Origin of the sequence: Corynebacterium haematomassiliense, from assembly GCF_013978595.1 — a bacterium.
Classification (GTDB): Bacteria; Actinomycetota; Actinomycetes; order Mycobacteriales; family Mycobacteriaceae; genus Corynebacterium; species Corynebacterium lehmanniae.
Genome location: NZ_JACDTZ010000001.1, coordinates 932803 through 954383, shown reverse-complemented (window position 1 = coordinate 954383; position 21581 = coordinate 932803). Strand labels below are relative to the sequence as shown.

General features: G+C 65.3%; 22 protein-coding genes. 18 read left to right on the top strand and 4 right to left on the bottom strand.

The annotated features are described in order from the left end of the window. Nucleotides 1-94 precede the first annotated feature (94 nt). The 14 genes from ctaC (at nt 95) to H0193_RS04500 (ending at nt 13934) form a co-directional block, all read left to right on the top strand. Nucleotides 95-1189: an aa3-type cytochrome oxidase subunit II gene (ctaC, locus tag H0193_RS04565; protein WP_181888761.1), complete on the top strand. Its 1095-nt coding sequence runs from the start codon at nt 95-97 to the stop codon at nt 1187-1189. Between the two features lie 18 nt (nt 1190-1207). Further along, nucleotides 1208-1639, top strand: coding sequence for an aa3-type cytochrome oxidase subunit IV (gene ctaF / locus H0193_RS04560; protein ID WP_181888760.1), 432 nt, complete (start codon nt 1208-1210; stop codon nt 1637-1639). Nucleotides 1640-2043: 404 nt separating this feature from the next. Beyond that, a complete protein-coding gene (gene ctaE / locus H0193_RS04555; RefSeq protein ID WP_181888759.1) occupies nt 2044-2664 on the top strand; it encodes an aa3-type cytochrome oxidase subunit III in 621 nt (206 codons plus the stop codon). A 63-nt stretch (nt 2665-2727) separates the two neighbouring features. After that, a complete protein-coding gene (gene qcrC, locus H0193_RS04550; protein WP_181888758.1) occupies nt 2728-3576 on the top strand; it encodes a cytochrome bc1 complex diheme cytochrome c subunit in 849 nt (282 codons plus the stop codon). After that, entirely contained in the window at nt 3573-4793 is a 1221-nt protein-coding gene (gene qcrA, locus H0193_RS04545) for a cytochrome bc1 complex Rieske iron-sulfur subunit (RefSeq protein ID WP_181888757.1), read from the top strand. The genes qcrC and qcrA overlap by 4 nt, the downstream gene beginning before the upstream one ends. Continuing rightward, complete coding sequence (qcrB, locus tag H0193_RS04540; protein ID WP_181888756.1) at nt 4793-6424, top strand: cytochrome bc1 complex cytochrome b subunit; 1632 nt, start codon at nt 4793-4795, stop codon at nt 6422-6424. The genes qcrA and qcrB overlap by 1 nt, the downstream gene beginning before the upstream one ends. Nucleotides 6425-6964: 540 nt before the next feature. After that, the gene (locus tag H0193_RS04535) at nt 6965-7714 is read left to right on the top strand and encodes a C40 family peptidase (protein ID WP_338026594.1); all 750 of its coding nucleotides are present in this window, start codon (nt 6965-6967) and stop codon (nt 7712-7714) included. A gap of 160 nt (nt 7715-7874) precedes the next feature. After that, the gene (locus H0193_RS04530; protein ID WP_181888754.1) at nt 7875-8903 is read left to right on the top strand and encodes an NlpC/P60 family protein; all 1029 of its coding nucleotides are present in this window, start codon (nt 7875-7877) and stop codon (nt 8901-8903) included. After that, on the top strand, nt 8887-10035 hold the full coding sequence (locus H0193_RS04525; protein WP_420838842.1) for a glycosyltransferase family 4 protein: 1149 nt from the start codon (nt 8887-8889) through the stop codon (nt 10033-10035). The genes H0193_RS04530 and H0193_RS04525 overlap by 17 nt, the downstream gene beginning before the upstream one ends. Nucleotides 10036-10046: 11 nt before the next feature. Next, complete coding sequence (locus tag H0193_RS04520; RefSeq protein WP_181888753.1) at nt 10047-11000, top strand: ROK family protein; 954 nt, start codon at nt 10047-10049, stop codon at nt 10998-11000. Between the two features lie 14 nt (nt 11001-11014). After that, nucleotides 11015-11743, top strand: coding sequence for a lysophospholipid acyltransferase family protein (locus H0193_RS04515; protein ID WP_181888752.1), 729 nt, complete (start codon nt 11015-11017; stop codon nt 11741-11743). Beyond that, complete coding sequence (locus H0193_RS04510; RefSeq protein WP_181888751.1) at nt 11740-11955, top strand: hypothetical protein; 216 nt, start codon at nt 11740-11742, stop codon at nt 11953-11955. Before H0193_RS04515 ends, H0193_RS04510 begins: the two co-directional genes overlap by 4 nt. Then, nucleotides 11956-12465, top strand: a complete 510-nt coding sequence (locus H0193_RS04505; protein WP_181888750.1) for a polyadenylate-specific 3'-exoribonuclease AS — start codon at nt 11956-11958, stop codon at nt 12463-12465. A gap of 80 nt (nt 12466-12545) precedes the next feature. Next, entirely contained in the window at nt 12546-13934 is a 1389-nt protein-coding gene (locus H0193_RS04500; protein WP_181888749.1) for a class II 3-deoxy-7-phosphoheptulonate synthase, read from the top strand. Between the two features lie 773 nt (nt 13935-14707). On the opposite strand, the gene H0193_RS04495 is transcribed toward H0193_RS04500, so the two are convergent. Then, nucleotides 14708-16042, bottom strand: coding sequence for a protein kinase domain-containing protein (locus tag H0193_RS04495; protein WP_181888748.1), 1335 nt, complete (start codon nt 16040-16042; stop codon nt 14708-14710). A gap of 25 nt (nt 16043-16067) precedes the next feature. Here H0193_RS04495 and H0193_RS04490 point away from each other — a divergent pair, with 25 nt between their 5' ends. Further along, nucleotides 16068-16430 carry an Rv2175c family DNA-binding protein gene (locus H0193_RS04490; protein WP_370642145.1) on the top strand — a complete coding sequence of 121 codons (363 nt, stop codon included), beginning with the start codon at nt 16068-16070 and terminating at the stop codon, nt 16428-16430. Here H0193_RS04490 and H0193_RS04485 read toward each other — a convergent pair. From H0193_RS04485 to H0193_RS04475, 3 genes are read right to left on the bottom strand one after another with little or no spacing between them, the layout of a single operon-like run. Continuing rightward, on the bottom strand, nt 16333-17838 hold the full coding sequence (locus H0193_RS04485; protein WP_181889612.1) for an alpha-(1->6)-mannopyranosyltransferase A: 1506 nt from the start codon (nt 17836-17838) through the stop codon (nt 16333-16335). The two genes, H0193_RS04490 and H0193_RS04485, sit on opposite strands and share 98 nt — an antisense overlap. Next, nucleotides 17838-18920 carry a polyprenyl synthetase family protein gene (locus tag H0193_RS04480; protein ID WP_338026591.1) on the bottom strand — a complete coding sequence of 361 codons (1083 nt, stop codon included), beginning with the start codon at nt 18918-18920 and terminating at the stop codon, nt 17838-17840. The genes H0193_RS04485 and H0193_RS04480 overlap by 1 nt, the downstream gene beginning before the upstream one ends. A 44-nt stretch (nt 18921-18964) precedes the next feature. Next, the gene (locus H0193_RS04475) at nt 18965-19528 is read right to left on the bottom strand and encodes a GNAT family N-acetyltransferase (RefSeq protein ID WP_181888745.1); all 564 of its coding nucleotides are present in this window, start codon (nt 19526-19528) and stop codon (nt 18965-18967) included. 155 nt (nt 19529-19683) lie between these two features. On the opposite strand from H0193_RS04475, the gene H0193_RS04470 reads away from it, so the two are divergent. The 3 genes from H0193_RS04470 to mraZ all read left to right on the top strand — a co-directional run bounded on the left by H0193_RS04470 (nt 19684) and on the right by mraZ (nt 21450). Beyond that, nucleotides 19684-20118: an SAV_6107 family HEPN domain-containing protein gene (locus tag H0193_RS04470; RefSeq protein WP_181888744.1), complete on the top strand. Its 435-nt coding sequence runs from the start codon at nt 19684-19686 to the stop codon at nt 20116-20118. 90 nt (nt 20119-20208) lie between these two features. Continuing rightward, on the top strand, nt 20209-20601 hold the full coding sequence (locus tag H0193_RS04465; RefSeq protein ID WP_181888743.1) for a DUF3040 domain-containing protein: 393 nt from the start codon (nt 20209-20211) through the stop codon (nt 20599-20601). Between the two features lie 414 nt (nt 20602-21015). Beyond that, nucleotides 21016-21450: a division/cell wall cluster transcriptional repressor MraZ gene (gene mraZ / locus H0193_RS04460; protein WP_181888742.1), complete on the top strand. Its 435-nt coding sequence runs from the start codon at nt 21016-21018 to the stop codon at nt 21448-21450. Nucleotides 21451-21581: the final 131 nt, after the last annotated feature.

Sequence of the window (21581 nt, the reverse complement as noted above, 5' to 3'; positions counted from 1 at the left end):
GGTAGGCGAGATGAACTATTCTGACCACGTAAGAATGTTCTGTCATGAGCATGGGCATTCAGTGTTTTTAGTGTGGACAGGAAGGCAGACACACGTGGATAAGGAAGTAAACCGCGGTATCGCCAGGAAGCTCGGCGTCGCGGGCGCGCTCCTGCTCGGCAGCTTCGGGCTTGCCGGCTGTGACGTTGCTGCGCCGGAGGCGCTCGCAAACATCCTCGACATGGGCTGGCCGGACCCGGTCACCCCGGAGGGCACCCAGATGTACAACTTCTGGGTGTGGACCTGGCTTGCCGCCTGGATTATCGGCATCATCATGTGGGGCCTGTTCATCATGGCCATCGTCCGTTGGAACGGTAAGGCTCGCGCCAAGAAGGGTGCCGGCGAGTTCCCGCGCCAGCTGCAGTACAACGTCGGCCTCGAGCTGGGCCTGACCATCCTGCCGGTCATCATTGTGATGGTGCTGTTCTTCTTCACCGTCCAGGCGCAGACCAAGACCACCGCCCTGGACAAGGACCCTAAGGTGACCGTGGATGTCACCGGCTACCAGTGGAACTGGAAGTTCGGCTACGCCAACGTTGCCGGCGACCTGACCGAGGACGGCAAGGACTACGACGGTCTGGACTCCGAGCGTCAGGCGCTCGCCGAGGAAACCAAGTACGACCCGGAGGACATGCACAACGCGAACCCGATTCACGGCACCTCCATGGGCGACCAGTCCTACCTCAACTTCAACGAGATTGAGACCATCGGCTCCACCGAAGAGGTGCCGGTGCTGGTGCTGCCGACCGACACCGCGATCGAGTTCCGCCTCGCCTCCGGCGACGTGAACCACGCGTTCTGGGTTCCGGAGTTCCTGTTCAAGCGCGACGTCTACGCGCACCCGGAGAACAACCAGCAGCAGCGCGCGTTCCAGATCGAGCGCATTGAGAAGGAAGGCGCATTCGTCGGCCGTTGCGCCGAGATGTGCGGCACCTACCACTCGATGATGAACTTCGAGGTCCGCGCCGTGAGCCCGGAGAAGTTCGAGCAGTACATCCAGTTCCGCCGCGACAACCCCGACGCACCGAACTCCGAGGCACTGAAGTCCATCGGCGAGGATCCGTACGCAACCTCCACCCGTCCGTTCGTCACCCAGCGCGATGCGACCCGCGACGGCAACAACACTGTCGACCCGAACGCGAACGTTTAAGAAAGAGAGAGCGAAGCCATGGGAACTGGATCAAAGGTTTTCTACGCCATCGGCACCTTCCTTGCTTTGATGGCCGTGTTCTACATCCTCGCTACGACGTGGATCGGCGAGGACGCGTACCTGTTCGGTATCGAGTGGATCGGCTCGGTCGGCCTCGTACTTGCCGCCGTCTTCTCCTTCATGCTGGGTGGCTACCTCAGCATCACTGAGCGCCGCATGGACATCGTCCCGGAGGACTGGGAAGAGGCGGAGATCGAAGACGGCGCCGGCGTGCTCGGCTTCTTCTCTCCGAGCTCCATCTGGCCGTTCACGATGGCGATGGCGATCTGCGTGCTCGGCCTGGGCATTGCCTTCTGGCAGCTGTGGCTGCTCGCCCTTGGTGCGGTGTTCCTGATCTGGGCCACCACCATGCTGAGCCTGCAGTACGGTATTCCGCGCGAGAAGCACTAAACGCTGAAACGAAAATTCCCCCGCCGCGATGGGTCGCGGCGGGGGAATTTTCGCGTTCGACGGCCGAAAATGGTCCGATCATCCGAAAGTTTGTCCCCCATTTTGCACGGGCGGGCAAGCCGCGGGAGATGTGAGATCAGGCACACCGGGGAACTTTTTGAGGGCGGGAGAGCCGGCCAGAAAATTGTCGGCCAATTCTGCGAGGTAGGGCAGTAGGCGTGCACCCGATGCGATGACCAGCATCGTTCTAGTCGGATATGAGGCAGAAAAGTTCCCGGGAAATTGAAAAAAGTTTTTCCGCAATACGGGCCGTGCGAAAAGGTGCTGGTTGCGCGCGAGTTCACAGGAAAATTGCGGGGGTGAGTGAGATGAATATCAGGACGAAATAGGGGATAATCTCATCCGTGACGACCGCAATGACAAACCAAGATATGGCGACGCCGCAGAATCGCGTCCCAGCGCTGAACCGTCCGAACATGGTCAGCGTGGGCACGATTGCGTTCCTCGCCCAAGAGCTCATGTTCTTTGCCGGTTTGTTCGCGATGTACTTCACGTCGCGCGCAAACGGCCTCGCTAACGGTGACTGGAGCACCCAGACCGATCATCTCAACATCGTGTTCGGCGGAATCATCACCGCCGTGCTGATCGCGTCCTCCTTCACCTCCCAGTTCGGTGTGTTCGCCGCCGAGAGGGGTGACGTGTTCGGCCTGCGCAAGTGGTTCACCGTGACCATTGTGCTGGGCGTCATCTTCCTCGGCCTGGTGGCCTTCGAGTGGACCGAGATGGTCACGGCCGGCGTTACGCCGCAGTCTTCCGTCTTCGGTTCGGTGGTGTACATCATCACCGGCTTCCACATGGCGCACGTGACCGCCGGCATCATCGCGTTCATCGTGGTGCTGCTGCGCGTGGCCAAGTCGAAGTTCACCCCGGCTCAGGCAACCGCCGCAATGGCAGTTTCCTACTACTGGCACTTCGTCGATGCCATCTGGATCGGCGTGTTCATCACCATCTACCTCGTTCAGTAGTCCTCTTCCAGGTGAATGCCTGGGGGAGCGGAAAAGTTCTGAAAAGTCGATAAAGGGAACACAATGGAAAACACACCCAAGAAGAAGCGCCAGGGACGCAAGACGCAGCGCACGCTCGCTGGCGCTGCGGCCTTGACGCTGGGGTTGACCGGCGCGGGGCTTCTCGCGTCCGCACTGACCCCGAACGCACAGGTGGCAACGGCGGCCCGTGATGAGCAAGCGATGATCCAGGAGGGCAAGGACCTCTACGACATCGCCTGCATCACCTGCCACGGCGCAAACCTGCAGGGCGTTCAGGACCGCGGTCCGTCGCTCATCGGTACCGGCGAAGGCGCCGTGTACTTCCAGGTCAACTCCGGCCGCATGCCGATGATGTCCAACGACGCTCAGGCTGAGCGCAAGCGTCCGCGCTACACCGAAGAGCAGGCTCTCGCCCTCGCCGCCTACGTTGCGGCGAACGGCGGCGGCCCGGAGCTGGTGTACAACGAGGACGGCTCGCTTGCCATGGAGGAGCTCCGCGGCAAGGACTACGACGGCAAGATCCAGGAAGGCGACGTCGCCCGCGGCGGCGAGCTGTTCCGCCTGAACTGCGCTTCCTGCCACAGCTTTACCGGCCGCGGCGGCGCACTGTCCTCCGGTAAGTACGCGCCCGCACTGGATCCGGCCAACGAGCAGGAGATCTACCAGGCCATGCTCACCGGTCCGCAGAACATGCCGAAGTTCTCCGACCGTCAGCTCTCCGCTGACGAGAAGAAGGACATCATCGCCTTCATCAAGTCCACCAAGGAAACCCCGTCCCCGGGCGGCTACGCCCTCGGTGGCCTCGGCCCGGTTTCTGAAGGTATGGCGATGTGGATCATCGGCGTGACCCTGGTCGCTGCCGCTGCTATGTGGATTGGATCTCGCTCATGAGTGATGTGAAGAAGAATTACACGAAGGAAGAGCTGGACCGCATGAGCAATGCGGAGCTGGCTGCCCTGGGCACCGAGCTCGACGATGTCACGGTGGCGTACCGCAAGGAGCGCTTCCCGGTCGAGGGCGATCCGCGCGAGAAGTCCGCTGCTGCCGGCATCGGCATCTGGCTGACTATCTCGATCATTTCCGCGCTGGCCTTCCTCGGCGTCTACCTGTTCTGGCCGTGGCACCCGAAGTTCCACGGTGATGAGGGTCTGTTTGTCTACACCCTCTACACCCCGCTGCTTGGCCTGACCGCGGCTTTGGCGTTTGTTGGCCTCGGCGTGGCGATCATCCAGTACGTGAAGAAGTTTGTGCCGGAAGAGATCGCAGTGCAGCGCCGCCACGACGGCCGCTCCAGCGAGCTGGACCGCCGCACCACCACCGCGCTGCTGAACGACGCATGGGAGACATCGACCCTCGGCCGTCGTTCGGCACTGAAGGGCCTGCTCGGCACCGCTGGCGTTCTCGCCGGCCTGATGGTCATCGCTCCCCTCGGCGGCGCGATCAAGAACCCGTGGAAGGTCCGCCACGAGCTGGACTACCACGGCGACGGCACCCTGTGGACCCACGGCTGGACCATCCAGGACAAGGGAGTAAAGGTCTACCTCGGCCGCGACACCGGCGCTATCGCCGAGCTGCACGAGGGCGAAACCGGCTCGCACTACACCACCGCGGGTGTGTCCCGCCTGGTGCGCATGCGCCCGGAGGACCTCGCGGCAGCCGCAATGGAAACGGTGTTCCCGCTCTACCCGGAGGACGTCAACGACGGCGACGATTACGATCCGACCCGCGACGTCTACGAGCACCACATGCACTCGATCCACGGTCCGCGTAACCCGGTCATGCTCATCCGCCTGCGTTCCAAAGACGCGCAAAAGGCGGTTGAGCGCGAAGGCCAGGAGGACTTCCACTACGGCGACTACTACGCCTACTCCAAGATCTGCACGCACATCGGTTGCCCGACCTCGCTGTACGAGGCTCAGACCAACCGCATCCTGTGCCCGTGCCACCAGTCGCAGTTCGACGCGCTGCAGTACGGCAAGCCGGTCTTCGGCCCGGCCGCCCGCGCACTGCCGCAGCTGCCTGTGACTGTTGACGAAGACGGTTACCTCATCGCCAACGGGAACTTCATTGAGCCCGTCGGCCCGGCATTCTGGGAGCGTCAGTCCTAATGAGCACTAAACTTGAGCAAGTCGCGGACAACGTTGATTCGCGCTACACAATCTCGGGCGTGCTGCGCCCGCAGCTGAACAAGGTCTTCCCGACCCACTGGTCCTTCATGCTCGGTGAGATGGCGCTGTACAGCTTCATCATCCTGCTGCTGACCGGTATCTACCTGGCACTGTTCTTTGACCCGTCCATCACGAAGGTCATCTACGACGGTGCGTACCTGCCGCTCAACGGCGTCGAAATGTCCCGCGCGTACGCAACCGCGCTCGATATCTCCTTCGACGTCCGCGGCGGCCTGTTTGTCCGCCAGATGCACCACTGGGCCGCGCTGATGTTCATGATGGCGATGTTCGCCCACATGATGCGCGTGTTCTTCACCGGCGCGTTCCGTCGCCCGCGTGAGGCCAACTGGCTCATCGGTGTCACTCTGGTGCTGCTGGGCATGATCGAGGGCTTCATGGGCTACTCCCTGCCGGACGACCTGCTCTCCGGCGTCGGCCTGCGAATCATGTCCGCGATCATCCTGGGCCTGCCGATCATCGGCACCTGGATCCACTGGGCAATCTTCGGCGGCGACTTCCCGTCCGACCTGATGCTGGACCGCTTCTACATCCTCCACGTGCTGATCCTGCCGGGCATCATCCTCGCCCTGGTTGCGGCTCACCTCGCGCTGGTCTGGTTCCAGAAGCACACCCAGTTCCCGGGTCCGGGCCGCACCGAGAACAACGTCGTCGGCGTGCGCATCATGCCGGTGTTCGCAACCGAAGCTATCGGTTACATGATGGTTGTCTTCGCGGTGCTGGCTGGCATGGCTGGTCTCACCTCCATCAACGCGATCTGGAACCTTGGCCCGTACAACCCGTCCCAGGTGTCCGCTGGTTCCCAGCCGGATATCTACATGCTGTGGACGGACGGCGCCGCCCGTGTCATGCCGGCGTGGGAGCTCTACCTGGGCAACTACACCATCCCGGGCGCGTTCTGGGTGGCCCTGCTCTGTGGCCTGATGGTCGTGCTGCTGATCACCTACCCGTTCATCGAGCAGAAGGTCACCGGCGACACCGCCCACCACAACCTGCTGCAGCGTCCGCGCGATGTTCCGGTGCGTACCGGTGTCGGCGTCATGGGCCTGACCTTCTTCCTGCTGCTGACCCTCTCCGGTGGTAACGACCACGTGGCGCACTTCTTCCAAATCTCGCTCAATGCGATGACCTGGGTCGGCCGTATCGGCTTGATCGTGCTGCCGCCGCTGGCCTTCTTCATCACCTACCGCCTGTGCATCGGCCTGCAGCGCTCTGACCGCGAGGTCCTCGAGCACGGTATCGAGACCGGCGTCATCAAGCGCCTGCCCAACGGCGCGTTCGTGGAGATCCACCAGCCGCTGGGCCCGGTGGACGAGCACGGCCACCCGGTGCCGCTGGAGTATGCAGGTGCCCGCGTGCCGAAGCAGATGAACCAGCTCGGTTTCGCGGACTCCGACACCATCGGCAAGTTCTCCCCGGCGGAGCTCGGCGTCACTGAGCGTGTGCGCGACGCTGAGGAGCAGAAGCACCACGAGGCCGTCGAGACGATGCGTGCGCTCGAGGCGACGAAGGATCGCTCCGACCGCGACGCAACTCACGAGAGCGCAGAGTAAAAATAACGCTCTTGCGGTCGCAAGCTGACCCCCTTTCCCGGCTATGGGAGAGGGGGTTTTGCTTTGTTACAAACGCGTAAACAAGGCCATGTGACAAAGACCACAGGAGATTTAAGGTTGTGTCTGCGTGCAAACCTTGAGTGAAGTCGCGCGGGCTGAGCGCCACTCAAAAAACGCCAGCGTACGCGTGGAAAACTGTCTTGTTCTGCGTCCCTGAGAGGACGTTAAAGCATGCTGAGAGGCGGTCGTGTCACACAATATTTTTGTTGATAACGGAACTGTAACGGCGTGGCGGGTGGACACCGTTGTTGCCGTTTCGTAACCTGTTCGAGACATTGCGACAACAGCCGTTGGCAGCATGTACCGAAAACAACATATGAGCCGACACCCGAAGCGGCGGTCCGAATCCGCGGACCGTACGCCATGGGGACCGGGGAACCGCAGTGGAGCCAGAAGCTCCCGTGGGGCGCAGGGTCTTTTCTCAACGCCCGGCCCGACAGCTAACTCGGTTGGCGAAGAGAAGATATGGAGAAAACTATCGTGGCAAAGCACCGTCGCCAGGACAACACCGCAGCACGCGCAGCAGCGGCTACCGTAGCCGTCGCAGCGGGCGCCGCTCTGGTCGCGCCGGCCGCCGCCTCCGCAGCAGAGGTCCGTGTTCCCAACACTCCGGTTTCCGTCCAGGTTCCGGGCATCGAGAATGTCCCGGGCATCGCATCCATCCCGGGCATCGACGCTTGGATCCCGTCGCTCGCAGGCGCACCGGCCAGCGGTAACGTCCAGAACGCCATTGCCTCTGTGAAGGCAATGCCGGGCGTGGCCAACGTTCCGGGCTTCACCCAGTTCCTCGCTAACGTCGAGCAGCAGGTCCGCCCGGCGGCTCCGGCTCAGGCACCGGTCCAGCAGACCTACTCCGCACCGGTTGCCGCTCCGGCTCCGGAGCCGTCTATTGGCGAGCGCATCGTTTCCATCGCGCAGTCCAAGATCGGCTCCCCGTACGTCTACGGCGCTGCGGGCCCGAACGCCTTCGACTGCTCCGGCTTCACCTCCTGGGTTTACGCGCAGGCCGGCAAGTCCATCCCGCGCACCTCCCAGGCACAGGCGTCTGCCGGCCAGCAGGTCGCGCTGAGCGACATTCAGCCGGGCGACATCGTCGCCTACTACGGCGGCGCTTCCCACGTTGCCATCTACGCTGGCAACGGCCAGATCATCGACGCGCTGAACTCCGGCATCCCGGTCGGCTACCGCGATCTGCACATGATGCCGATCCACTCCGTGGTTCGCTTCTAATAGCAGACTCTGTGCCCCGTCCCGCATCGTGCGGACGGGGCATTTTTTCTCTCTTACCTCAGTATTCACTCAAATCACACGTTGAGCATTTTGCTTGGCGACGGGCCCGGGAGCAGCTATAGTTTGTTCGTTCGCGCCAAAATCTGAAGAGGTATCCACCGTGGGTAAGCACTCCCTCCGCCCCAACCGCTCCCGTGCCGCCGTCGCGGCCACTGTCGCCGGCAGCGTCATCGCCACAACGGTGTTTCCCGCGGCCCCCGCACATGCGGACGACGTGGACGCGTTGATCGAGGAGATGGAGTCCGTCTCCCACGACGCCACGGCGAAGGCGGAGGAGATCAAGGAGCTGGAGGACGAGATCACCGAGTCCGAGGCGAAGCTGCGTTCGGCGAACGCCCGCGCCGCCGAGGCGAAGTCCCAGCTCGAGTCTCTGCGCGGTGTTTCCGACGCGCAGCGCAAGAACGTCGGCGACATCGCGCATTCGCGTTACCGCATGCCGAAGTCGGACGCGCTTTTGACCACCCTGGATTCCGGCAACCCGCAGGAGGCGATCGACCGGTCCGCGTACCTGGCCGCATTGGGCCGGAACTCGCAGCGCGCGCTGACGGAGCTGGAGGACGCCAACCGCGCCGCCGGCGAGCGCGCGAGCGTGGCCAGCATCGCGGTTGCGGAGGCGCAGCACGCCCGCAACGAGCTGGACGGCAAGCGCAAGAAGCTGGAGGAGGAGCGCGAGGAGCTGGATCTGCGCGTCGCCGACATCGAGCGCCGCGTGGACAGCCTGAACGAGGCGGACCGCCAGCGGTGGATGAACAAGGACAACCCGGTGGATTCCGCGTCCCTGCCGGGCGTGGACTCCGGCATCGTCGCCGCAGCCATGGCGCAGCTGGGCAAGCCGTACGGCTGGGGCGCTGCCGGCCCGGACGCGTTCGACTGCTCCGGCCTGATGGTGTGGGCCTACGCCCAGAACGGCATCGGTATCCCGCGCACCTCGCAGGCGCAGCTCGCCGGCGGCACTCCGGTGTCCATGGACGCCCTGCAGCCGGGCGACATCATCGGCTACTACCCGGGCGTGACCCACGTGGGCATGTACATCGGCGATGGCATGGTAGTCCACTCCTCGGACTACGGCATCCCGATCCAGGTGGTGCCGCTGAACTCCATGCCGGTCCAGGGTGCAGTTCGCTATTAAGACGCTGCTGGTCACCAACGACTTCCCGCCCACAGTGGGCGGGATTCAGTCGTATTTGCGGGACTTCGCCGCCGAACTCGCGAACCGCCTCGGCCCCGACAACCTCGTGGTGTTCGCCTCCACCCAAGACGCCGACGCGGCCCGCGAGTGGGACGCGTCCGCGCCGTACACCGTGGTGCGCTGGCCGCGCCGCGTCATGCTGCCCACCCCGGCCACAAGCCGCGAGATGCAGCGTCTCATCCGCGACCACGGCATCGGCACGGTGTGGTTCGGCGCCGCCGCACCGCTGGCGCTGATGGGCGCTGCCGCGAAGCGCGCCGGCGCCGCCAACGTCATCGCGACCACCCACGGCCACGAGGTCGGCTGGGGCATGCTGCCCGTCGCCCGCCAGGCCCTAACCGCCATCGGCCGCAGCGCCGACACCGTCACCTACATCTCGGAATACACGCGACAGCGCCTGACCGCGCTGGGCACCCGCCCCCGGTTCGTGGCGCTGCCGTCCGGCGTGGACACCGAGTTCTTCCGCCCCGCAACCGCCTCCCAGCGGGCCGCCGCCCGCAAATTCCTCGGCGTCGGCGACGCGCCGCTGGTGGTCTGCTCCTCGCGGCTGGTGGCCAGGAAGGGGCAAGATGTGCTGATTCGGGGGTGGCCGGAGGTTCGTCGACAAGCAAAAGGCGCCCGGCTGGTCATCGTGGGCTCCGGGCCGTACGAGCGGAAGCTGAAGGCGATGGCGGGCGAGGGCGTCGTGTTCACGGGCGCGGTGCCGGGGGAGCGGCTGCGCGACATCGTGGCGGCCGCGGACGTGTTCGCCATGCCCGCGCGCACCCGCCTCGGCGGGCTCGACGTCGAGGGCCTCGGTATCGTCTACCTGGAGGCGCAGGCGTGCGGCGTGCCCGTCGTCGCGGGCGACTCCGGCGGCGCGCCCGAGACGGTCACAGCGGAGACTGGGGTGGTGGTGGACGGCCGGGACACGGATGCCGTCGCCAAGGCGATTGCGCAGCTGCTTCTCGACGACCAAAGGCGCACCCAGATGGGTCGCGCCGGACGCGCGCATGTGACCGAGCACTTCTCCTGGGACGTGCTCGGGGCGCGGTTGGCTGCGCTATGCAGCGCTCGCGGGCGGCGGGACTAGACTGCCATTCCATGGTTGCTCACTCACCGATGACCGTCGGATTCGACATCGGCGGCACGAACGCACGCGCAGCAGTGGTGGACGCTGACGGGGTGATCGTCGATTCGCTCGGCACCGACACGCCGCACGACGCGGAGGGGCTCACCCGCACGATCGTGGAGATGGTCGGCGAGCTGCGCGCATCCCACGACATCGGGGCGGTGGGCGTGGCTGTGGCCGGGTTTTTGGACCCGGACTGCGAGATCGTGCGTTTCGCGCCTCACCTGGCCTGGCGCGACGATCAGCCCGTGCGCCGCGACCTCGAGCAGGCGCTGGGCCTTCCGGTGCGCCTGGAGCACGACGCGAACTCCGCCGCGTGGGGCGAGTACCGCTACGGAGCTGGCCGCGACCTGGACACGTGGGTGTTCTACGCCGTCGGCACCGGCATCGGTGCGACGCTGATGCACCACGGGGAGATCTACCGCGGCGCGTTCGGCACCGCGCCTGAGTTCGGCCACATCACCGTGGTCCCCGGCGGGCGCGTGTGCTCCTGCGGCAAGCAGGGGTGCTTGGAGCGCTACGCCTCCGGCACGTCGCTTGTGGACTGCGCGATTGAAATCGCCACCAAGGGCAGCTTCCGCGATTCGTCGGTGTACCGGGCGGTCGTCGAGAAGCGTGCGAGTGGACACGACATCATGGCCGCAGCTCGCGCGGGCGACCCGCTGGGGCAAGCCGCCCTGGACAGCTTCTCCACCTGGCTCGGCCGCGGGCTGGCGATCGTCGCCGACGTGCTGGACCCCGCGCATATCGTCCTCGGCGGCGGCGTGAGCGAGGACGCGGACCTGTACCTGGACGACGCCCGCGCGTCCATGTCAGCCAACATCGTCGGCGCCGGCTACCGCCCGCAGCCGGAGATCCTGTGCGCTGAGCTGGGATCCCGGGCGGGTATGATCGGGGTCGCTGATCTGGCCCGTGAACTGCTGTAGAAGGCGAGTAAACGATGAACAACAAGTGGTATTCCCTGTTCAAGGTCATTTTCGGGCCGCCGCTGCTGGTGTGGAACCGACCCACCATCGAGGGCGCGGAGAACATCCCCAGTGAAGGCGCCGCGATTTTGGTGTCCAACCACCAGGCCGTGCTGGACTCGTTCTACCTGCCGCTTCTGGTCAAGCGCCAGATCACCTTCCCTGCGAAGAAGGAGTACTTCACCTCGCCGGGGCTGTCCGGGCGCATCCAGAAGTTCTTCTTCTCCTCGGTGGGCCAAATCCCCGTGGACCGCGCTTCCAAGGACGCCGGCGACGCGCTGCAGAACGCGGCGGAAAGTGTACTGGGCAAGGGCGACCTGTTCGGCATCTACCCGGAGGGCACCCGGTCCCCGGACGGGCGCGTGTACAAAGGCCGCACCGGCATAGCGCGCGTGGCCATGGCCACTGGCGCACCCATCGTGCTTATCGGCATGATCGGCTCTGGGAAAGCCAACCCGATCGGCACCACAATCCCGCGCCCGGTGAAGGTGCGCATCAAGGTTTCCGAGCAGATCCACCCGCACGCCTGGGCCGCCGAGCACGGCTTCGACCCCGCATCGCGCGAGGTCATGCGCCCGTTCACGGACTACTGCATGCGCCGCCTCGCGGACATGGTGGGGGAGGACTACGTGGATGTCTACGCCTCGGACGTGAAGAAGTCGCTGGCGGAGACGGGGGAGTACCCGGAGGAGGCACGCCCGTGAACAAACCGCTGATTATCCGTTTTGCGCTGGTCGCCGTTGTGGTGGCGATCTACCTGGTTGCCTCCGAGGCAGGCTGGTACCCCAAGCTGGCCGGGCCGCTCGCCGTGTTGGCGGTGGCTGCGGTGATGTTCTGGCCCTGCCGCGGCGGCGGTCCGAAGGGGCCGTCGAGACGCGAGCTTCTCGACGACATCCGGTCGGAGCAGCGCAAGTAGATGCGGTATTTCTACGACACTGAATTTATCGAGGACGGCTCCACCATCGAGCTCGTCTCCATCGGCATCGTCGCCGAAGACGGACGCGAATATTACGCCGTGAGCACGGAGTTTAATGCTTCCAACGCGAATGAATGGGTGCGCGAGAACGTGCTGAACAAGCTGCCGCGCGCTTCGCATCCGGCGTGGAAGCCGCTGCAGCAGATCCGCGACGAGGCCCACGAATTTCTCACCGCCGGCCGCGGCAAGCCGGAGCTGTGGGCCTGGGTCGGTGCCTACGATCACGTCGTGTTCGCCCAGCTCTGGGGCGACATGGCCGGCTTGCCAAAGGACCTTCCGCGCTACACGCGCGAGCTGAAGCAGTACTGGCAGATGGCGGGGCGCCCGCGCCTGCCCAAGGTGCCGGATGGCAACCACGACGCGCTCGTGGATGCGCGCCACAACCTGCGTAAATTCCGCGTTTGCATGGAGGCATTGCCTATCGACGCCTCCGGCGCCGTGTCCAAATAGTGAGATTCATTCTTCGCATTTTGGGAAATTGCAGGTGAAATGGGTTGTAGTGCGGTGGGATTCGTGCTACTACTAAATGGGTGAGTTGGACAATCGACATCCCCAAAGACGTACTGCCGGACCTGCCCCCGCTGCCGGGCGACCTGAACGAGCAGTTCCAGGACGCACTCTCCCGCGACGCGAAGCAGCAACCCTCCTGGGACCCCAACCAGGCGCAGTATGTGCGCAAGATCCTCGAGTCTGTGCCCCCTGTTGTGCTCGGCCCCGAGGTGGAGGAGCTGAAGGACCAGCTCGCGGACGTCGCTAACGGCAAGGCGTTCATGCTGCAGGGCGGCGATTGCGCAGAGACCTTCGAGTCCAACACCGAGCCCCACATCCGCGCCAACGTCCGCACCCTGCTGCAGATGGCCGCGGTGCTGACCTACGGCGCCTCCATGCCCGTCGTAAAGCTGGCCCGCATCGCGGGCCAGTACGCCAAGCCACGCTCGTCCGACCTGGACGCGAACGGCCTGCCCAACTACCGCGGCGACATCGTCAACGGCGTCGAGCCCACCGAGGAGGCCCGCCGCCACGACCCGGCCCGCATGGTCCGCGCCTACGCCAACTCGTCCGCGGCGATGAACCTGGTCCGCGCCCTGACCACTTCCGGCACCGCCGACCTGCACCACATCAACGACTGGAACCGCGAATTCGTGACCAACTCCCCGGCGGGCGCGCGCTACGAAGCTTTGGGACGCGAGATCTCCCGCTCCCTGGCCTTCATGGACGCCTGCGGCGTGCGCGACGACAACCTGCGCACCTCCAACGTCTACGCCTCCCACGAGGCGCTGCTTGTGGACTACGAACGCGCCATGCTGCGCCTAGCCACCGACTCCAACGGCGACACCAGGCTCTACGACCTGTCCGCCCACCAACTCTGGATCGGCGAGCGCACCCGCGGCATCGACGACTTCCACGTCAACTTCGCCGCCCTGATCTCCAACCCGATCGGCATCAAACTCGGCCCGACCACCACCCCGGAGGAGGCTGTCGCCTACGCCGACAAGCTGGATCCGGACCGCATCCCTGGCCGCCTGACCATGGTTATCCGCATGGGCCAGGACAAGGTCCGCGAGGTGCTACCGGGCATCGTCAAGGCCGTCGAGGCTTCCGGCCACAAGGTGGTCTGGCAGTCCGACCCGATGCACGGCAACACCTTCACCTCCTCGAACGGCTACAAGACTCGCCACTTCGACAAAATCATCGACGAGGTGCAGGGCTTCTTCGAGGTCCACCGCGAACTGGGCACCCACCCGGGCGGCATCCACATCGAGCTCACCGGCGAGAACGTCACCGAATGCCTCGGTGGCGCCCAGGACATCACCGACGTCGACCTGCCCGGCCGCTACGAGTCCGCCTGCGCCCCCCGCCTCAACACCGAGCAGGCCCTCGAGCTGTCCTTCCTCGTCGCCGAGATGCTGCGCTACTAGTCTTCAGTCGGCCCGCTTGTGTGCTCTGCTGGCTTCCCAGGGCCTTCGGGGCCGGCGGGTTTTGTACGAATCGACAACGCTCCGGCATTTCCCCAGGTGGGGGAATGGAGACCCGGGGCGTTTTGTCGATTCGTACAAAATTGCGCTGCTTGCGGACTCCGCATTGCGGACAACTCAGCCAGCACCAACGGTTGGTCGACGCCCAGTTTTTGTAAAACTCGGCCGCGATTTGGGGGAAGTGACCGAAATCCCCTAGTGGCGTTGAGTGGCGCGCCGGGTTTTACAAAACGGCGGACTATGCAGCTGCATATTGGCGGGGCACCGCTTGCGGGATCCGCATTGCGGACAACTTGGCTGGCGCCAATGGTTGGTTGGCACCCACTATGCAGGTGCATAGCGACGGCCCGGCGGTTGCGGGATCCGCATTGCGGACAACTCGGCCGGCACCAATGGTTGGTCGGCGCCCACTATGCAGCTGCATAGCGGTGGGTGGTGGTCCCTCGTAAAAGTTGACACTTTGCTGAAATCGGCCTTCGGTGACCTGCGGAAATGTTGGGCTGTCGTCAGATCTTGCGAGAGCCGGAAGGTGGCCGGAGCTTGCAGGCTCCGCATTGCGGACAACTCGGACGCCACCAATGGTTGGTCGGCGCCCAGTTTTTGTAAAACTCGGCCGCGATTTGGGGGCAGGTGGCGAAATCCCCTGGTGGCGTTGAGTGGCGCGCCGGGTTTTACAAAACGGCGGACTATGCAGCTGCATAGTGGAAGTCGCCCGGCTAGGGCTGGGGAACGATGACCTCCGGGATTTCGCCGTACATGCCGGAGCCGAACCACCAAGCCCCCAGTGCCACGGCGACGATCGCGATGATGACGAAGACGGTGTACAGGGCCACGCCGAACGGGGAACGGTTCGACACGGGGTTAACGGAGGGACGTCGGGAGGCGGGCTCGCGGGAGGAGGGGGCCTCCGGGGCTGCAGGGGAAAGCGGCCCCGGAACAGGCCTCGGCGCAGGTGCCGGGCCAGCGGCCGGCGCAGGCGCAGGACCGGCAGCCGCACCTGCCGCGGGCCACTGGCCACGGGTCGGGCCGGGCGCTGGTTGGGCGGGCCTGGCGGGGAGGGAGACGCGCGGGGGCGTCGTCACCGGGGAAAAGGCGCTGGTGGGCCGCGCCCGCTGCGCCGCCAGCGCCACCAGCCCCCGCGGCCAGTCCGAGGTTCGTCGGGTGCTCGGCGGCGCGGTGCGCGGCCGAGTTGCGCGGCGCCGGCACGTGTAGGACGGAAGCCGCAGCTCGCTGGCCACATCGTCCAATGCCGCCAAAAACTCCGCGGCGTCGTGGAACCTGTCGTGCGGGTTGCGGGCGGTGGCGGTGGCCACGAGCTCGTCGAAAAGCTTGGGCACCCCCGCGATCAGCGAGGACGGCGCGGGCACATCGGAGCGTAACCGGGCGTACGCGTGGGCCAAGGGGGTCTCGCCGCTGAATGGGGTGCGGCCGGTGAGGAGTTCGAAGAGGACGATGCCGGCGGAGTAGACGTCGGAGGCGGCGGTCAGCGCCCCGCCGTCGACTTGCTCGGGCGAGAGGTAAGCGACGGTGCCGACGATTTGGTCGGTGGATTGGGTGGTTTCGGCGGCGGCGCGCACGAGGCCGAAGTCGGAGAGTTTGACGCGGCTGGAGGCGTCGATGAGTACGTTGTCAGGTTTGATGTCGCGGTGCACCATGCCTTTCGCGTGCGCGACCGAAAGCCCGGTGAGCATGCCGCGCATCACGGCCGCGGCGGCGTGCGGGGGCATGGGGCCGCGCTCTGCCAGCAGCTCGCGCAGGGTGCCGCCGGTGATCAGCTCCATGATCAAAAATACTTCGCCGCCGGATGCGGAGAAGTCGTACACGTTGACCAGGTTCGGGTGGCTGAGCTGCGCCATTGCGCGGGCTTCGCGGCGGAATCGCTCGCGGAACACTTCGTCGTGCACGTACTGTTCGTGCATGACTTTCGCGGCCACTTCGCGCCCGAGTCGCGCGTCGACGCAGCGGTAGACGGTGGCCATGCCGCCGCGGGCGATTGGGCGGTCGACAACGTAACGCCCGTCCAGTGTCGTGCCTGCGCGCAAGGTTGCCATGTGCACCAGAGTAGAATCGCCGACCGTGAGCGCACAAACGAATCTTGAGCAATTGCTTATCGACGAAACCCTGCTGCCGTTCCCGGATGTCGCCGAGAAGCTTGGCGTGCCGGTGACCAAGGTGCACGACTACATCGGCGCGAAGAAGCTGGTGCACTACGTCAAGGACGGCAAGAAGGTTGTGCCGGCGAGCCTGCTCGGCGAGGACGGCTTGAGCAAGTTCGTCTCCGGCGCGATCACCGTGCTTTTCGACGGCGGCTACGACGCCGACGAGATCCTAGCGTTCCTGTTTACACCGGATGATTCTCTGCCGGGGCGTCCTGTGGACGCGCTGCACGGCCAAAAAGCTCGCGAAGTGATCCGCCGCGCGCAGGCGATGGCGTTCTAGCCGGATCCCTAAACAGCCACTCCACCGCCACGACGGCGGCGGTCGCGGCAAAGGCGAGGAACCACATGTCGTAGAGGCGGTGGTTGCCGCTGCCCTTGAACGCCAGCGCCACGACTATTGACGCCCCGACGGTCACCCGCACCACCCAAGCCGGCGGCTTAAACGTGCCAGCTAGCGAGATGACGGAGGCGTAGTACCAGGGCAGCGTCACCGCGTTGGCGGCAAACGCCACAGTGTATGCGGCGGTGGTGCCGGCGACGGCGCGGCGCTCGTAGGCCTCGCCGCGGCGGGGGCGGAAGATCCACCACACCACCGCCAGGCCAACCAGCATGAGCACGGAAAAGACGGTGCGGGTCCAGCCGAGGGCGGTGTTGTAGCGGAACGTGTCGTCGAAAAGCTGGAGCACCGGCGTGATCAGTTCGGCGGCGAGGGTGGGGCCGGCGAGCGGGTTGATCACCTTCGAGTTGCCGGTGATCTCTTCGAGCCACCCCCAGGTGGTGCCGGATGCCCACGTGACCAGCTGGATCACGGCGACGTTGACGGCGAGCGCCCACGCCCCGCCAGCCACGAGCATGCCGGCGGCGCCAAGCGTGGTGGTGCTGCGGCGCTGGACCATCAGCCAAACCACGAACGGCAGCGCCACCGCGGCGGTGGCTTTCAGCGACACCGCCAGGGCGATCAGCGCGATGCCGGGGGTGCACCAGCGGCTGCGCAGGCACGACAGAAGGCCCACGCTGACCAGACCGACCATGACGGCCTCGTTGTGCATGCCGCCAATGAGGTGCAGCAGCATCACCGGGTTGGCCGCGCCCAGCCACAAAGCGAGCGCGGGATCGCCGCCGATCTGCGTGGCAATGCGCGGCAGGGCCCACACGATCAACGCGAAACCCGCCAGCGAAATCAGCCGGTAGACCACCAGGCCCAACGTGACGTTCTCGCCGACCAGCCACGTCACCGCCTTGCCCACGCCGAGGTGCAAAGGACCGTACGGCGTGGTGGTGTTGCGCCAGTCGTGGGAGACCTCCCACAGGTACGGACCCGGGTTGACGGCGGCGCCTTCGGAGTACGGGTCGAAGCCGTCGCGAAGCATCGCTCCCTGCATGAGGTAGGAGTACACGTCGCGCGACAGGATCGGCGCGGACAGCGCGAGAACGCCCGCCCACCAGCACACGCTGCGGCGCACCTGCGCCAGGCCGGGCCGGGTTTTCCACAGCAGCACCCACGCCACCACCAGGCCGAAAATGCCGGCGGTGAGCAGCACGTCCATCAGCGCGCGGCCGTGCCCGTAGGACAGGTGCTCCAGGCCCACCGCGCGCAGCAGGCCGCCGCGGTAACGGGTCGCGCCGGCGCCGAACGAGCCCACGGCGATCAGCGCGCAGGCGGCAACGCCCAAATGTTGCGGGCGCATCACATCCGCCGGTCGGTGGCCTTGTGCGCGAGCACGGTGAGCGCTTCAACGGCGGCGTCGTTGATGCCGGCGCCGGCCAAAAAGCCCAGGCCGGAGGCGGTGAGCTCCTCGATGCGCGCCTCCACCGCGTCTTCCGCGCCGCTGGAGCGGATGAGCGCTGCTAATCGACGCAGCTCCGCCTCGTCCTCCGTCTTCCCAATCCCGTCACGTAGCTCTTGCGCGGCGGCCGGGTCCGCCTGGTCCAGCAGCTCGAGGGCGGTGGCGAACAGTTCCGTGCGCTTGCCTTCGCGGATGTCGTCGCCGGCCGGCTTGCCGGTCACCGCCGGGTCGCCGAACACGCCGAGCAAGTCGTCGCGCAGCTGGAACGCGATGCCGATGTCGCGGCCGTAACCACGGAAGGCGTCGATAAGCGAATCGCCCGCACCCGCAAGCGCCGCGCCCAGGTGGAGGGGGCGCTCGATGGTGTACGCCGCCGTTTTGAACCGGTTGACGCGGTTGGCCATCTCCACCGACTCGCTGCCGAGGCTCTCCAGCATCATGTCCAGCAACTGGCCGCCGATGACCTCGGTGCGCATGCCCACCCACGGCTCCGCGGCGCGCGCGAGCGCGTCTTGGGAGACGCCGGAGTAACGCCACATGTCCTCAGCCCAGGCGAGTGCGAGGTCGCCGAGCAGGATCGCCGCGTTCGTGCCGTAGAGCTCCGCGGAGCCGAGCAGGCCCTGGCTGCGGTGCTCCGCTTCGAGCGCGCGGTGCACCGTGGGGTTGCCGCGCCGGGTGTCGGAGGCGTCGATGATGTCGTCGTGCACCAGCGCGCACGCCTGGATCAGCTCCAGCGAGCTGACCGCGCGAAGCACTGCCGCGGGGTCCTCGGTGCCGTGAAGACCGCCGGCGCCGACGAACCCGGCCCATCCGTACGTGGGGCGCACGCGCTTGCCGCCGCCGAGGACAAAGCGACGCAGGTGGCCCACGGCGTGGGCGACAGGCTCACCAATGGTTTCGACAGCCTTCGCGCGCTCGTCAAAAAACGCTGCAAGATGCTGCTCCACCTGTGCCGGTACGTCCTCGAGCCCAAGATTTTTCACGCCCACGCTCCTCGTGCCTGAAATTCGTGCTTTCCCTGCAAACCCTACCCAGTGGGGTTTTGCAGATCGAGGGCGAGGATGGCGAAGGGCCGTTTATCTCCCTCATAGAGGAAATTGCGCGCCACGTCCGTGAAACCGAACTTTCGGTAGAGCCCGAACGCGTTGTTCGCCTCGCCCGCAACCTCCGGAGTAGACAGCAGCGCCCAGCGAGTCGGGGCTTCCCGCAGCAGCTCCGTGAGCAGGCGGGAGCCCAGACCATTGCCTTGCAGGGCGGGGGAGACGTGCACCTCCGCGACCTCGAAGTAGCTGCGCAGCATGTCCCGGTCCTGATCCGTGATCCCGCCGTTCGCCTCCATCGCGCGCACGAGTTGGCGGTCCCACCAGCGCTCCCGGGTGCCGATGAAGCCGTAGGCGACGCCCACGACCTGGCCGCCCTCGATCGCCGCGATCGCAGTGAAACCGGGGGAGCGCACCTCGCCCTTCCACACCTGAATGCGCTGGCGGCGCATAGACCGCGGGTACCCCATGGCCTCGATATAGATGTCAACGAGCGTGGGGACGAGCATCAGGAACTCGGCTGCCGTGAGGCGCTGGATGGTTGCAGTCACCCCTCTATGGAAGCACTTGCGGGTGCGGGGCGTGACAAGAACCCAAACATTGGTTCGAACACACGTTCGTTTGAGGGGCCGGTGGTGTCGAACGGGTGTTTTAGGGTGAGCCCATCACTTAAACGAAAGCAATGTTTGCGCAGGAGGAAGCGATGATGGGAAGCGTAGTTTCGGCAACAACCGGTGCGGTGTACGGGCGGGGCGCGCGTATCAGCAAGGCGGACCAGTTCCTGGCCGCGGCCGAGGAGCTGATTGGACTGGCGCACGATGATTTTGAGGCTGGCAGGCACGACGTGGCGATGGAAAACGCCTACCGTGCGGCGCTTCGGGTCGCCGGGGCGCGGAACGCGGGCTCGCCGGTCGTGCGCAAGCGCAAGCGGCTGCCCACCAGCGCGTGGGACAAGCTCGCGCTCACGGGCGACGACGGCGCGCATTGGGCGGCCGTGTTCAAGCGCTATTCGGCGCAACGCGGCAGGGTGGCGTCCGGCATTGAAACGGATCCGGGCGCGGCCGTCGTGCACCGCTTACTTGCGGATGCGGAGGAGTTCTACCTGTCCACCCGTGCAGGGGAGGTGCCGATGGCCGCCTAGCGGGACGAAAGTGGGACACGGGAACAATCTGCGTACCATGGCCGTTAATCGGATATTGTCAGTCCGCCATCGGTATCTGGAGAGTGAGCAGTGTCTCTATCTGAGCAGGAAATGCGGGCGTTGCGCGAAATTGAGCAGTCGCTCTTCGCGGACGACCCGAAATTCGGTAGCAGTGTCGTGACTGAATCTGGCTTCGGTTCCGCGCCTAAGACGGGGCGATTGACCATGCGCAGCGTCGCGCTGATCGTCTTGGGGCTCGTGCTGCTGCTCGGCGGCGTGGCACTGGCGAGCTTGAGCATTTGGACGATTGTGCTGAGCATCATCGGCTTCGCAGTCATGCTCTTCGGCGGCATCATGGCCCTGCGCACCCCGTCGAACCAGTCGTCCCCGTCCGCACGCGCGTCCAGGCAGGCAAAGCCCCGCACCCAGCGCAGCGCCAGCATGGAGGAAAGCTTTCGTCGGCGTTTTGAGGACCGTCAGTAATATTTAACGGCATCTGCGACAGCGCCTTCCCGGCATAGCGGGAGGGCGCTTTTTCGTGCCCGCCCCAAATCCCCACTTCTCCCCACCTGTGCCCCAAAAGCGCCCAAACTTGGGTGCAGACGTTCCACTCGGGACGAAAGCCATGGGGTTAGAGGGGTAGAAAGTGGCGTGTGTGAGCCGTGGTTCGAGACTTTGCGGGTAAACTCGCCCACGGCGAAATAGCGGCTTTGAGCTGTGAAAATGCGACACGTCAGAACAAAAAACTGCCGAAGTGTGGCGTTTGTGGGGGAAAGTGGGTTAAAGTGGGGCTCAGCGGAGTGACGTGGCGCGCATCTTGACTACGTGCGCGGTGTGGAACGAAGCCGAGAAAATTTCACAGCCAACGTCAGAAAGTGAAGGAAGGTAGGTCGCCGGATGTTTCTGGGAACCTACACTCCCAAGCTCGACGACAAAGGTCGCCTGACGCTCCCCGCGAAGTTCCGTGAGGATCTTGCGGACGGGTTGATGGTGACCAAGGGGCAGGACCACTCGCTTGCGGTGTACCCGCGTGACGAGTTCGCCGCCCGCGCCCGCAAGGCCGCAGCGGCATCCCGCACAAACCCCAAGGCGCGCGCGTTCATCCGCAACCTGGCTGCCAGCGCGGATGAGCAAACGCTCGACGGGTCTGGGCGAATCACCCTGTCCCCGGCGCACCGGGAGTACGCAAGCCTTTCCAAGGAGTGCGTGGTCATCGGGTCGGTGGGTTTTCTCGAGATCTGGGACCTCGAGTCCTGGAATAAGTATCAAGAAGAGACTGAAGCCGCGTTCTCCGCGGCGGATGACGACGACATTCTCTCCGGTCTGCTGTAGGGCTGACTACCCGGCAGCAGGCATCGACTACGGAGAGCGTGTACGGACTCTGTCCGGGGCGTGAAGCGTTCTGGTGTACTTCCCCGACATCAGAACAGCCGCCCCGGGCAGGGCTCTATGCGCTCCCCGCG